The sequence below is a fragment of the Dechloromonas sp. ZY10 genome (assembly GCF_041378895.1).
Lineage (GTDB): Bacteria > Pseudomonadota > Gammaproteobacteria > Burkholderiales > Rhodocyclaceae > Azonexus > Azonexus aquae.
In genome coordinates this window covers 3,364,270-3,377,693 of record NZ_CP144212.1, presented here as the reverse complement: position 1 = coordinate 3,377,693, position 13,424 = coordinate 3,364,270, and the positions used below count along the sequence as shown (strand labels likewise).

General features: G+C 67.3%; 9 protein-coding genes. 5 read left to right on the top strand and 4 right to left on the bottom strand.

The genetic code is table 11. From position 1 onward, the window contains the following. Genes asnB through VX159_RS15425 form a run of 4 tightly spaced genes read left to right on the top strand, consistent with a single transcriptional unit; the run spans window position 1 to window position 5,454 of the window. Entirely contained in the window at window positions 1-1,893 is a 1,893-nt protein-coding gene (gene asnB / locus VX159_RS15440; RefSeq protein WP_371323760.1) for an asparagine synthase (glutamine-hydrolyzing), read from the top strand. Window positions 1,894-1,926: 33 nt separating this feature from the next. After that, a complete protein-coding gene (locus VX159_RS15435; RefSeq protein WP_371323759.1) occupies window positions 1,927-3,045 on the top strand; it encodes a glycosyltransferase family 4 protein in 1,119 nt (372 codons plus the stop codon). Between the two features lie 13 nt (window positions 3,046-3,058). After that, a complete protein-coding gene (locus VX159_RS15430) occupies window positions 3,059-4,237 on the top strand; it encodes a glycosyltransferase family 4 protein (protein WP_371323758.1) in 1,179 nt (392 codons plus the stop codon). Continuing rightward, complete coding sequence (locus tag VX159_RS15425; RefSeq protein WP_371323757.1) at window positions 4,234-5,454, top strand: O-antigen ligase family protein; 1,221 nt, start codon at window positions 4,234-4,236, stop codon at window positions 5,452-5,454. The genes VX159_RS15430 and VX159_RS15425 overlap by 4 nt, the downstream gene beginning before the upstream one ends. Here VX159_RS15425 and VX159_RS15420 read toward each other — a convergent pair. Further along, window positions 5,445-6,458: a UDP-glucose 4-epimerase family protein gene (locus VX159_RS15420; protein WP_371323756.1), complete on the bottom strand. Its 1,014-nt coding sequence runs from the start codon at window positions 6,456-6,458 to the stop codon at window positions 5,445-5,447. The genes VX159_RS15425 and VX159_RS15420 overlap by 10 nt on opposite strands. A 90-nt stretch (window positions 6,459-6,548) precedes the next feature. On the opposite strand from VX159_RS15420, the gene VX159_RS15415 reads away from it, so the two are divergent. Beyond that, window positions 6,549-7,553 carry a glycosyltransferase family 9 protein gene (locus VX159_RS15415; protein ID WP_371323755.1) on the top strand — a complete coding sequence of 335 codons (1,005 nt, stop codon included), beginning with the start codon at window positions 6,549-6,551 and terminating at the stop codon, window positions 7,551-7,553. A gap of 231 nt (window positions 7,554-7,784) precedes the next feature. Here VX159_RS15415 and VX159_RS15410 read toward each other — a convergent pair whose 3' ends face one another. The 3 genes from VX159_RS15410 to polA all read right to left on the bottom strand — a co-directional run bounded on the left by VX159_RS15410 (window position 7,785) and on the right by polA (window position 13,421). Further along, window positions 7,785-9,383, bottom strand: coding sequence for an ArnT family glycosyltransferase (locus VX159_RS15410; RefSeq protein ID WP_371323754.1), 1,599 nt, complete (start codon window positions 9,381-9,383; stop codon window positions 7,785-7,787). A gap of 14 nt (window positions 9,384-9,397) precedes the next feature. Then, entirely contained in the window at window positions 9,398-10,525 is a 1,128-nt protein-coding gene (locus VX159_RS15405) for a glycosyltransferase family 4 protein (RefSeq protein ID WP_371323753.1), read from the bottom strand. A gap of 130 nt (window positions 10,526-10,655) precedes the next feature. After that, entirely contained in the window at window positions 10,656-13,421 is a 2,766-nt protein-coding gene (polA, locus tag VX159_RS15400; RefSeq protein ID WP_371323752.1) for a DNA polymerase I, read from the bottom strand. Between the last annotated feature and the right edge of the window lie 3 nt (window positions 13,422-13,424).

The following is a 13,424-nucleotide window of genomic DNA, read 5'->3' as shown; positions in this document are numbered from 1 at the left end:
ATGTGCGGGATCGGCGGCTTTTTCGGACAGGACCCCGGCGCTGCGGCGGGGGTCGCGGCGGCGATGCTCGAAGCCCTGGCCGCGCGCGGCCCGGATGCGCGGCATGCGCGCTTTTTCACGGTCGACGGCGAAAATAGCGAAAATTCCGGCGCCCACGCGCTGTTGCACGCCCGTCTCTCGATCATCGACCCGAGGCCGCTGGCCGACCAGCCGATGGCCAGCAGCGATGGACGCTACTGGCTGTGCTACAACGGCGAAGTCTATGGCTGGGAGGGCGAGGCGGCCGACTTGGCGCGCGACGAGCCTTTCCGCAGCCGTTCCGACAGCGAGTATCTGCTGCGCGGCGCCGCTGCCTGGGGGGTTGAGGCGCTGCTGCCCAAACTGACCGGGATGTTCGCCTTCGCCTTCATCGATTGGCAGCGCCGCGAACTGGTGCTGGCCCGCGACCGCTACGGCAAGAAGCCGCTGCTGTGGTGGAGCGACGGCCGCTCCTTCGCCTTTTCGTCGCTGCTGCGCGGCCTGTTGCCGGCGCTGCCGGCGGCGGCCCGGCGACTGTCGGCTGCCGGGCTCGATGCTTACCTGGCGCACCGCTACATCCCGGCACCGTTGACCTGCGTCGAGGGCGTGCAGCGGCTGCCCGCCGGGCACCTGCTGCGCTGGCCGCTGGATGGCGGCGAAGCGCGCGTCGAACGCTGGTACGCCGGTGCGCCGGCCGTTGCTGATGAACCCCCGCCGGGCGACTGGAAAACGGCCCTTGATCAAGCCATCGAGCGGCGCTGCGTCGCCGACCGGCCGGTCGGCCTGTTCCTCTCCGGCGGCATTGATTCAAGCGTGATCGCGACGCGGCTGGCCGCGCTCGGCCATCGCTTTGCCGCGTTCACTGCGGCTTTCCCCGACACGCCGTTTGACGAAACCGCACAGGCTGCCAGCCTGTGCCGGCGACTTGGCCTGCAACACCATGTGGTGCCTGTGCCAACTTCGATCCGCGACGATTTTCCGGCGATTGTCGCGGCCCTTGACGATCCCTTTGCCGACCCCTCAGCGATCCCGCTCTGGTACCTGGCGCAGGCAACCAGCCGCGAGGTCAAGGTGGTGCTCGGCGGCGACGGCGGCGACGAACTGCTGGCCGGTTACAAGCGCTACCGAAAACATTTGCGCAACGCCTGGCGCGGCCGCCTGCACTGGCCCGGCCTGCCGGCGGCCACGCCCCGGCAGAGCAAGGCACAGCGCTGGCGCGAAGAGCTCGCCAACCCCTGGGCTGATGCCTATCAACTGCGCTTTTCCGGGATGTCGCTCGGGCAGCGGCGCTTCCTGCAGCCCAGCTTGCAGGCGCCGGCACATTATTGGGCGCCGCCGCCGGTCTGGCCGGCCGATCCGTTACTGCAGCTGCTGGCCATCGACCGGGCCAACTATCTGCCTGAATACATCCTGCGCAAGGGCGACCTGACCACCATGGGGCACGGCCTGGAGCTGCGCGCTCCGCTGCTCGACCACCATTTCGTGCACGCGGTCGAGGCCTTGCCTGCGGCCCGACGCTTTACCGCGCAGCCGAAGCGTCTGCTCGCCGAAGTGCTGCCGCCGGATCTGGCGCAGACTCTGTTCGACGACAAGAAGCGCGGCTTCAATCCGCCCTTGCGCCACTGGTTGCAGCACGATCTCGCCGACCGCTATGCCGGCCTCGGCGGCCGGCTGGCCGAGCACAGTGCCGGCCGTATCGACGCGGCGGCAGTCGAGCGCATGCTCGAACTCTATCGCGGCGGTGCCGAGGATCTGGCGGAGAACATCCTGCAACTGCTGATCCTCGACGAGTCCTTGCAACAATTGCAGGCGGGCGGTTTGCGATGTTTCAATCCACACCCGGAGCCGGGTGAAACAGTCGGAGTATCTCCCTGAAGTCAGGGGGGGCCAGACGGGAACCGATTTTTGATGAAAATTGCCCTTTTTGATGTGACCGTGACCGTCAGCTTTGGCGGTATTCAGACCGCCGTCTGGGAACTGGCGCGGGCCTTGCACGATGCCGGGCACCAGGTCAGTGTCTTTGGCGGCGACGGCAAGATCCGACCCGATCTTGGCGGCCGCGAGATCGCGGTGCACACCTTCGGGTTTACGCCGCGCGACCAGGTGCTCGACCTCGGTTCGCGCTTCCGCCGCATCTGGGAGCGCTGGAGCTTTGCCAGCCAGGCGCTGCCGACACTGGTCGCCGGCGATTTCGACTGGGTCATCCTAACCAAGCCCTTCGACTTTTTCCTGCCCTGGCGGATGCCGGCCGGCAGCCGCACCCGCTTTTGCTTCATGAGCGGCGGCACCGACTTCTTCCGTGGTGACCGGCGGCTTGGCCGCAAGGTCGACGCCTGGGTCGCCTGCAGCCATTTCAATGCCTGGCAGATTGCCCACCACTACAAGCGCTTCCCGCAGGTGATGTTCAACGGGGTCGATGTCGCGGCCTTTTCGCCGGCGGCGCGCGAACCCGGGCTGCGCCAACAGCTGGGTTTTGCCGACAACGATGTGGTTTTTGCTTTCGCCGGCCGGCTGGTCGGCTGGAAAGGCCTGGCGGTCGCAATCAAGGCCTTGGCCGAGCCGGCGCTCGCCGGACGGCCGGTGAAACTGCTGCTGATCGGCGACGGCGATGCCCGCGCCGGGCTGGGCGAACTCGCCGCCCGCCTCGGGGTCGCCGACCGGGTGGTCTTCCAGGCACCGGTGCCGCATCGCGAATTGCCGAAATACTACGCCGCCGCCGATGGCGGGGTGTTCCCCAGCATCGGCGACGAGGCTTTCGGGATCACCATCGCCGAGGCCATGGCCTGCGGCTTGCCGGTGGTTGCCAGCCATATCGGCGGAATTCCGGAAGTGGTCGGCAATGAAGGCGCCTGCGGCTTGCTGGCGCCGGCCGGCGATCCGGCCGGTTTTGCTGCGGCGATGGCCGGGCTGGCGGCCGATGCCGGCTACCGGCAGCGCCTCGGCGCCGCTGCAGCGGTACGCATTCGCGAACAATTCACCTGGACGCTGGCGGCACAGCGTCTGCTGCGCGCGCTGGCGAGCGCCTGACCGAAAGGCCTGAATGCACCTGCTCTATATCGATCCGCATCCGGTGCCCGATGTCTGCCCTGAGGCGATGCAGATTCTGCAGACCGTCGATGCGCTGGCTGAGGTGGGTTGCCGGGTGACGTTGGCGACGCCGGCTCCGGCGGCCGGGCGACGCTGCGAGGAAGTGCTCGGGCGGCCGCTGCATGCGAACGTCGAATGCGTGCATCTAAAGGATTTGCGCGCCCACCGCTGGCTGCCGATCCGCTCCGGCAAGTTTTTCTACCGCGCCGCCGCGCGTTTCGTCGCGGCGACGCCGGCCGACGGCGTCCTGGTGCGCAACCTGAAACTGGCGGAGGCCTTGCTGGCATTGCCGCAGCGGCCACCGCTGGTGTTCGAGACGCATGAAGTTTTTGCCCGGACTTACGCCGAGGATCATCCGGCGCCGGGCTGGCGCGAACGGCGCAAGCTGGCCGCCTTACGCCGCCGCGAGGGCGGCGTCTATGCCGGCAGCGACGGCATCGCCGCGCTGACGCCGTGGCTGCTTGACGATTTGCGCGCCGAGTACGGCGTGGCAACACCGGGGGCGGTGGTGCCGGACGGCGTCGACCTGGCCCTGGCTGCGGCGGTGACCCGCAAAGCCGGCTGGAGCCAGCCGCCGGTATTGCTTTACCTCGGCAGCCTGCATCCGTGGAAAGGATTGGACCGCCTGCTGGCCGCGTTGCCACAGGTCACCGGGGCCGAATTGCACATCGCCGGTGGGCCGGAGGCACGGATTGCCGAACTGCGCGCGCAGGCCGCCGCGTTGGGCATCGCCGACCGCCTGCGCTTCCTCGGCAGCGTGCCGCCAGCGCAGCGTTTCCAGACCATTGCCGACGCCGACATCTGCCTGCTGCCGCTCTCCGGTACCTCGATCGGCAGTCGCTATACCTCGCCGCTGAAACTGTTCGAGTACATGGCGGTCGGCAAGCCGATCGTCGCCGCCGACGTACCTGCGCTGCAACTGGTGCTGCGCGACGGCGAGGATGGCCTGCTCGCAGCCGTCGACGACCCCGCAGCGCTGGCTCGCCAGATTAATCGCCTGCTGGCCGACCCTGCGCTGGCGGCACGTCTGGCCACTGCCGCGCAGGCTCGCGCCAGCGATTACAGCTGGCCGGCCCGGGCGGCGATTTTGCGCGACTTCTTTGCCCGGCTCGGCTCGGCGGGGGCGCAATGATGAATTGGCCCGCCTGCTTCTGGCCCCTGGCCAGCGCCAGCCTGTTGCTGCTGGTGCTGCCGCTGGAAGGTTCGGCGGCTTTGCGCAATCTGGCGCTGCTGCTCTGCTGCAGCGCCTTCGGCTTGAATCTCTGGCGGCAATGGTCACTGACCGGTGAACGGCCGCGCTTCCAGTTGCCGCTGTGGCCACTGTGGGGGCTTTATGCCGGGATTGCGGCGATTGGTCTGGCCTGGGCAGTCGACCCGGCCTACAGCGGCAAGGAAATCCGCCTGGAAATCCTGTTTGCAGCGCTGTATTTCTGGCTGGGTGCGAACTTGTTGCGCCGCGCAGATGACCTGCGCTGGCTGCTGGCCAGCTTGTGTTCCGGCAATCTGCTGCTGGTCGGCTATACGCTCAATGTCTGGCTGGCCGGCGGCGCGACCAAGGATGGCCTGATCGGGACCTACCACACCGGTGTCGGCAATTTCAGCACCTACCTGGTCACCATCCTGCCGTTTCTCGCCTGGGCATTGCGCCAGGCCTGGATTCAGCGGCAAGGCTGGCGTTGGCCGCTGCTGCTGTTGCTGGCAGCCAATTTTTTCGCGATCTACATTACCGCCAACCGGCAGGCCATCGTCGCCGTGGCGGCCGAATTGCTGGTTGTTCTGGCCTGGCTCGCGCCCCGCCTGCGCCAGCCACGGCAGTGGCTACCGGTGCTGCTGGTGCTGGCCGTTCTGGCCGGGGTGTTTCAGCAGCAAATGAGCAAACGTCTGGGCAACGAGGCGGGAAGCGGCATCGTCGCCGCTCTGGAGCGCGACGGGCGCTTGCCGATCTGGAAATTCGCCATTGGCGAAGCGCTGGCACATCCCTGGCACGGCGGCGGCATGGGGCGGGAAAGCCTGATTCGCCAGTATCCCGAGCATCCCCTGACGCAGGGCGTCTTCGTGCACGCGCACAACATGCTGGTCAATCGCCTGGTGCAACTCGGCGTGCCGGGCCTGCTTGCCTTCGTCGCATTGTTTGCGGCGCTGGCCTGGGCTTTGTGGCGGCACCGCCGGGTCGCGCCCTTGGCCCGGCAGGTGGCGGTGGTCGGTCTGGCCGTTTGCGCGGGAGTTTGGGTCAAGAACATGACTGACGACTTTTTCGTGCGCGAACAGGCCTACCTGTTCTGGTTTCTGGCCGGTGCTTTGCTTGCGCTGCAGCGGCAAGCGCTGGCCACTACGACGCCTCAGTCCTGAGTACCGGCGGCGCGATAGGCCGCTGCCGTCCGGCGCAGACCTTCGCTGGCGCTGACCGGCGGTGTCCAGCTCAGTAAGTCACGGTTTTTTTCGATGTCGGCGGCCAGTGAGCCGAGCAGCCGTTCGATCATCCCGGTTTTTCCCAGCAGCCGCCCCGCCAGGCGCAGCCAGGCCGGAGGGCAGGGCAGCAGGCGGGCCGGTCGGCCCAGGCCGGCGGCCAGTCCGTGCAGCAGTTGCGGCGTGCTCAAATCTTCGCCGTCGCTGACCAGGAAGGTTTGATTGGCAGCGGCCGGATGGCGGCAGCAAAGGGCAATGAAATCGACCAGGTTGTCGATATAGACCAGGCTACGGCGGTTAGTCACCGAGGCCAGCGGCAGGGGCAGGCCGCGCGCGAGGGCACGCAACAGCGCGAGGAAGTTAGCCTTGACGCCGGGGCCGTAAACCAGCGGCGGGCGCACGATCACTACTTCCAGTCCGCTTTCCGCCGCCAATTCGCGCAAGCCCTGTTCGGCTTCGTGCTTGGATATTCCGTAAGGGTCGAGCGGTTGCGGCCGGTCGTCGGCGTGGAAAGACTGCTCGCCAACCGTAGCTTCGCCGTTGACCTTGAGGGTGCTGACGAAAACAAAGCGGCGGACGCCGGCGGCGACCGCCAGCCGCGCCAGGCGCAGGGCCGCGTCGCGGTTGGCGGAGCGGAAGGCGGTAAGCGGGTCGGCGGCGGTTTCCTGCATGACATGCACCCGGGCGGCGCAATGGACGACGCAATCGATACCTTTCAGGGCTTCGTTCCAGCCTGCCGTGTGGTGCAGGTCCAGGCCGCTGCACAGTTCTCCCGGCAAGGCCGGTGCCGGCAAATGGCGAACTGCGCAACGCAGTTGCCAATGCGGCTCCGCCGCCAGGTGGCGGGCCAGGGCCTGACCGAGGAAACCGCTGGCTCCGGTGAGCAGTACGGTGGAGCGGGCGGTGGCATGCGGGGATGGGAGCGGGGCGGATGAGGGAACGGGCATCGGCAGTGGCGAAAAAAAGTGCGGCCGCATTGTATCGCGCCCCGCATCCCGCCTAGAATCGGCTTTTTTTGCCGGCGGCATCGAAAAGCGATGAACATCCTGTTTGTTCGTACCGACAATATCGGCGATCTGGTGTGCACCACGCCGCTGATCGAGGCCACCCGTGCCGCCTGCCCGGAGGCCTGGATCGGCCTGCTGGCCAATGCTTACAGCGCACCGGCGGTGGCCGGCCATCCGGCCCTCGACGAAGTTCTGGTCTATCGCAAGGCCAAACATCTGGAACCGGGCGAGTCGCGCTGGGGAGCCTACTGGGCGCGTCTGCGCACGATCGTGGCCTTGCGCCGGCGCGGCATCGACTGGCTGCTGGTGCCGTCGGTCGGCGGGCAGGCTTCGGCGCGCCGCTTTGCCGGCTGGATCGGGGCGCGTCAGGTGCTGATCAACGAGGAGTGCGACGCAGCGCACGAGGTTGAGAAAGTGTTCGCGCTGGCCCGCCGTTTTCCACCGCTGGCTAGTCTGCAGCCGACGATCCCGCCCTGCCGGATTGTCGCCGAGCCGAGCTTGCAGGCGCTGTGGCAACAGCGTTTGGTCGCGGCTTTCGGTAGCGGCAAGCGCTTGCGGATCGGCCTTCACATCTCGGCGCGCAAGCCTTCGCAACGTTGGCCGGCGGGCGCTTTTGTTGAATTTGCCCGGCGCCTGGCCGCGCAGCGCGAGGTCGAGTTCATGCTTTTCTGGTCGCCAGGCGACGAACACGATCCTTGCCATCCCGGTGACGACCGCAAGGCGGCCGAGATTGTTGCCGCCGCAGCCGGACTGCGCCTGCTGCCGGCACCGACCGCCGAACTGCCGGAGTTGATCGCCGGCCTCTCGTTGTGCGACCTGATGCTGCAGTCGGATGGTGGTGCGATGCACCTGGCGGCAGCGCTGGGTAAACCGATTGTCTGTTTTTTCGGGCAGTCCGACGCGGCTCGCTGGCAGCCCTGGGGCGTGCCGCATCTTGTCTTGCAGCCGGCCAGCCGCGAGGTTGCCGAAGTCAGCGTCGAGGCGGCGCTGGAGGCGTGCGAGCAACTGCTGGCTGGCCATACCCGGGGCCGTTAGGCGCGTGCAGGCGAAATGCCAAGGCCATGCCGGCCATGAGGCCTGCCGGGCGGTGTCGGGCGGTGTTGGGCATAAGCAGGCGGTGTTGCGGCCAAGGCCGGCGACCAGCTGAAAATTTGCGATCAGCGCTATCGTCTGCGGCGGCAGGCGCAGCCTCGGCGGGCTGGATGGGAGAAAAAAAGGGGAAATTCACGGTCGACCGTGAATTTCCCCTTTTTTGTTGCTGTCGCTTCAGTGGGCCTCGATCCTGAACCACTCGATTCGTGTTTGCAGCGGTTCCAGGCTGCGGTTGGTGAAAGCCGCCTGCCACTCGGCGGCGCCGGCACCGTTGCGGGCAAAGCGCAGGCCCGAGCCGTGGCTGGCCAGGGTCAGATAGCTGCCGAGCGGTGCGGCACGATAACCGGCGGCCGCCAGTTTCTCCTGCAGCAGCGCGACATCGCCGCTCTCGGCGAAGACCGGGGTGCCGGCTTGCGCCAGTTCGGCGGCGTGTGCCTCTAGGTCGCGGTACTGGCGGTGCGGCTGGCCGCTGAGGATGGCCAGCATCGCCGGCTGCGGGCCTTCGAAAAAGACTACCGGCTGTTGCCGCCCGAGCGCCAGTACTTCGGCCGGTAAGGCATTGATCCCCAGCGCCGGGAAGAGCAGCGCCAGCAGCGCCGTCCAGTAGATGATCGGGGCGGCCAGCAGATGGCCGAGCCCCCGGTCGCTCCACCAGGCCCAGGCCAGGTAAAGCCCCGGGACGAGCAGCCAGTACCAGCCGCCGAGCCCGAACCAGGCGGCGAAACCGCCCAGCGCCAGGCCGGGCAGCAGGGCCAACAGCATCCCGAGGCGGAAGGCGACGCGACTGCGCAACTGCGGCAGCAGGCAGGCGAGGAAGATCGCCAGCGGTACCAGCGAGCCGACCAAGTAACGGTCGAAGGCGCGGATCAGCAGAAAGGGCAGGGTTGCGGCCAGGAGCCAGGTGAGCAGCAGGCGGCGCAAATCGTTGTCGTTGCGCCAGCGCTGGCCGAGGTGGCCGACAAAGACGAAAACCCAGGGCAGTCCGATGCTGAACAGGCCGAAGACTGCGTTCAGGTTGGGCTGGAAAAACTGCCGCGATTCGATCTCACCAGCAAAAGCGGCTTCGGCGGCAGCCGGGTGCAATTCCTTGACCAGGTAGAACCAGGGCAGCGCTAGCGCGGCGAAAAGCAGGCCGTGCGCGAGCAGGCTGGGCCAGTGGCCGAACAGCTGGCGACGGGCTTCCGGGTGGCCGAGCAGCAGGGCGAGCAGGCCGCTGCCGCAGACGATCACGGCAATCGGCCCCTTGATCAGGAAAGCCGCTGCCAGTAGCAGGCTGGCGCCGCTCAGCCACGGCCAGCGCGGCCGCTCGCTCCAGATCAGCAGCAGCCAGAAGGCGCTGGCCGACAGCGCGGCGACCGGGATGTCGAGCATGAAGCGGCGCGACTCGGTGGCCAGCCCGAGCATGCCGAGCAGGATCAGCGCGGCGACCGTGCCGGTCGTCCGCTCGCCGCTCAGGCGCCGGCCAATCGCGGCGGTGGCAACGACCAGCAGGGCGCCGAAAAGGACCGTGATCATCCGCGCGCTGACCAGCGAGGCACCGAACAGTTCGTAACTGGCGCGGCCCAGCCAGTAGAGCAGCGGCGGCTTCTTGATCCGGGGGACGCCGTCGAGGAAAGGGACCAGCCAATGGTCGTCGCGCAGCATCTCCAGCGGCGTGCGCAGGCCGAGGTAGAACTCGTCCTTGCCGGTCAGCCCGGTTGGCTCCCAGATGCCGAGAGCGAGGAGCAGAACGGCGAGGACGAAGAGCAGGGGCAGGGAAGTGAGGAGGCGCATGCGCAGTCGGATATTCAGGGAGCGGGGGCAGCCAGGACGGCTTCGTACACCGCCTGGTGGCGGTCGAGTTGCCGGCTGATGGCGAAGTTCTGCTCAGCGTGATGGCGGGCCGCAGCTGAAAAAGCAGCCAGTTCGCCGGCATCCATGCGCAGGAAGCGCCGCATCGCGGCGGCGATCCGGTCGATGTCGCCGGGTGGCACCAGCAGGCCGTTTTCGCCGTCGATCAGGTTTTCCTTGAGACCGGAAAAGCTGCTCGACAGCAAGGGCTTGCCCATCGCCATCATTTCACGCGCGGCGAAGGAAATCGTCTCGATCGCGTCGCTGAGGATGAAGCCGACGTCGAAGCAGGCGACCAAGGGGCGCACATCCTGCTGGAAGCCGCCATAGACGAACTGGCCGACACCGCGCGCGGCGGCCAGTTGCTGCAGCTTGGCGCCGCTGCCGGCATCGCCGAGGGCGACGATGCGGAAAGGGCGCTCGTCTTGCAGCTGGCGGGCGGCCTCGATGATGCTGTCGACCCGCTTGTAGCTGCCGAGCCCGGCGCAGGAGCCGAAACAGAGCATGTCGTCGGCCAGGCCGAGGCCGGCGGCGAGTTCGCGGTCGCGTTGGCGAGGCTGGTAGTGGTCGAGATCAACGCCGTTTTCGATGACTTCGCAGCGGGCCGGCATCAGTCCCTGGGCACAGGACATTTCCATCGCCGAGCGGCTGACGAAGATGTTGCCGCCGACGCGCCGCTGGTACAGCCAGCGATGGTAGGCGCTGTGTGGAATCTTCTTGATCGCGTGGTGGGTGCGGACCAGCCGGAAATGGCGGGCGAAGGGATCGGACCAGGCGGCAATCGACAGGTCCGGGCTGCCGTTGGCGTGCACCAGGTCGGGCTTGAAGTCGGCGACGATGGCCTTGAAGCGGCGGACGTTGCGAATGATGGCCGGCAGTTCGCGCTGGATCTTGGCCGGAAAGTCGCAGGCGTAGAGGTGCGGATACCCCTGTTCGGCGAGATAGGCGTAGAGCCGTGACCCTTGCGGCACGGCAACCCCGATGGTGTGCGGCGATGCCGCATTGAGCCGGGTCAGCGCCTGCACGTAGGGGACGTGTCCGCCGCCGCCGACGGGATGAAAATTGGTGATCAGGATCCGGGCCATAAGCAGTGAACTGGCAGGTCAGGGGCGGGCCGGGCATTTGCCACGGTCAACGCCGGAAAAAGGAAAAAATGCCGCCGTGGGCGGTTGACCGTAGCCATCGGCACGACTGCCGGCTGGCCGGTACGTGGCCTCAATGCGCCGCCTCCCAATTCGGGCCGACGCCGATTTCGGCGACCAGCGGCACCCGCAGCGCCGCCACCCGGCTCATCAGCTGCGGGATCTGGTGGCGTACCGCCTGCAGTTCGCCGTCAGGCACTTCCAGCACCAGTTCGTCGTGCACCTGCAGGATCAATCGGGTCTGCAGCTGTTCGCGCTGCAGCCAGTCCTGGACCGCGACCATCGCCAGCTTGATCAGGTCGGCGGCGGTGCCTTGCATCGGCGCGTTGATCGCGGCGCGCTCGGCGCCCTGGCGGCGCATCGCCTGGCTCGACTTGATCTCGGGGAAGTGCAGGCGGCGGCCGAAGACGGTCTCGACATAGCCCTGCTCGCGCGCCATCTGCCGGGCTTCTTCCATGTAGCGGGCAACGCCGGGGTAGCGGGCGAAATAGCGGTCGATGTAGGTCTGCGCCGCGCTGCGCTCCAGCCCGAGCTGGCGAGCCAGGCCGAAAGCGCTCATGCCGTAGATCAGGCCGAAGTTGATGCTCTTGGCAACGCGGCGCTGGTCCGGCCCGACTTCGAGCGGGGTGACGCCGAAAATCTCGGCGGCAGTGGCGCGGTGCACGTCCTCGCCGTGGGCGAAGGCCTCGCACAGGCGCGGGTCGCCGGAGAGGTGAGCCATGATCCGCAGTTCGATCTGCGAATAGTCGGCGGAGACGATGCTGCTGCCGGCCGGGGCGATGAAGGCGGTGCGGATGCGGCGGCCTTCCTCGGTGCGTACCGGGATGTTCTGCAGGTTCGGTTCGCTCGACGACAGCCGGCCAGTGACCACCGAGGCTTGCGCGTAGTGCGTATGCACCCTCCCGGTCTGCGGGTTGATCATTTTCGGCAGCTTGTCGGTGTAGGTGCCCTTGAGCTTGGCCAGGCTGCGCTGTTCGAGCAGCAGCTTGGGCAGCGGGTAGTCGAGCGCGAGTTCGGAAAGCACTTCCTCGTCGGTCGATGGGGCGCCAGAGGCGGTCTTTTTCTTGACCGGCAGGCCGAGCTTGGTAAACAGGATTTCGCCCAACTGCTTGGGCGAGGCCAGGTTGAACGGCTGGCCGGCCAGTTCGTAGGCCTGGGTTTCCAGCGCCAGCAGCTTCTGGCCGATTTCGTGGCTCTGGCGGGCGAGCAGCTCGCCGTCGATCAGCACGCCGTTGCGTTCCATCTGCCAGATCACCTGCCGTGCCGGCAGTTCGATCTCGCGGTAGATGCGCTCCAGTCCTTCCGCCTCGGCAATCGCCGGGCGCAGCCGCTGGTGGATGCGCAGGGTCATGTCGGCGTCTTCGGCGGCGTAGGTGGCGGCGCGTTCGAGCTCGACCTGGTCGAAACTGATCTGCTTGGCACCCTTGCCGCACAGGTCTTCGAAGGCGATGGTATCGAGGCCGAGGTGGCGCTTGCATAGCTGGCCGAGGTCGTGGCCGCCGCCGGCCCATTTGCCGGAGTCGAGGACGTAGCTTTGCAGCAGCGTGTCGTCGGCAATTCCGGCCAGCGCGATGCCGTGGTTGGCGAAGATGTGCTGGTCGAACTTGGCGTTCTGCAGCAGTTTTTTACGGTCGACCGCTTCCAGCCACGGTTTTAGCCGGGCCAGCACCGCCTCGCGTGGCAATTGCTCGGGCGTGCCGGGCGCCGTGTGGGCGAGCGGGAGATAGCAGGCGTGGCCGGGCTCGACCGCGAACGAGAGGCCGACGATGCGGGCGGCGAACGGGTCGAGGCCGTCGGTCTCGCTGTCGAGCGCGGTCAGCTCGGCGGCTTCGATGCGCGCCAGCCAGGTTTCGAAGCTCGGCCAGTCGAGCACGGTCTCGTAATTGACCGGCGGTGCGGCGACGGCTGGCACGCTGTCGCCGTCGGCCACTGCGAGTTCGCCGCTCGTTGCGGCGGCGGAAGCGACTGGCGCCTGGCCGTCGCCGCCTTCCAGCGCCGCCGTCACCTCGCGCAGCCAGGTGCGGAAGTTGTAGCGGCTATACAGCTCGCGCAGCGTCGGCAGGTCCGGCGCGCTCACGGTCAACGCGGCAGGGGCCGGCAAATCCGGCAGATCGCAGACGACGGTGACCAGCTTCTTGCCAAGCGGCAGGAAGTCGAGGTGGTCGCGCAGGTTCTGCCCGACGACACCGGTGATTTTTTCAGCATTGGCGACAACGCCGTCGAGCGAGCCGTATTGGGCCAGCCATTTGAGCGCGGTTTTCGGACCGCACTTGCTGACGCCGGGAACGCCGTCGACGGTGTCGCCGACTAACGCCAGGTAATCGACGATTTTTTCCGGCGGTACGCCGAACTTGGCCTCGACGCCGGCGGCATCGAGTACTTCGTCGGTCATCGTATTGACCCAGCGGACGTGCGGCCCGACCAGCTGGGTCAGGTCCTTGTCGCCGGTCGAGATCACGCTGTCGATGCCGGCGGCGGCAGCTTGCGTTGCCAGCGTGCCGATCACGTCGTCGGCCTCGACGCCGTCGACATTGAGCACCGGCCAGCCGCAGGCGCGGATGGCGGCGTGGATCGGCTCGATCTGGGCGCGCAGATCATCCGGCATTGGTGGCCGGTGCGCCTTGTATTGCGGGTACCAATCGTCGCGGAAAGTCTTGCCCTTGGCGTCGAAAACCACCGCCTTGTAGTCCGCCTTGTAGTCGCCATCCAGCCGGCGTAGCATGTTCAGCACGCCATACAGGGCCCCGGTGGGCTCCCCGGCCGGATTGCGCAGGTCGGGCAGGGCGTGGAAGGCCCGATAGAGATAGGACGAACCGTCCACCAACAACAAGAGAGGCATAGA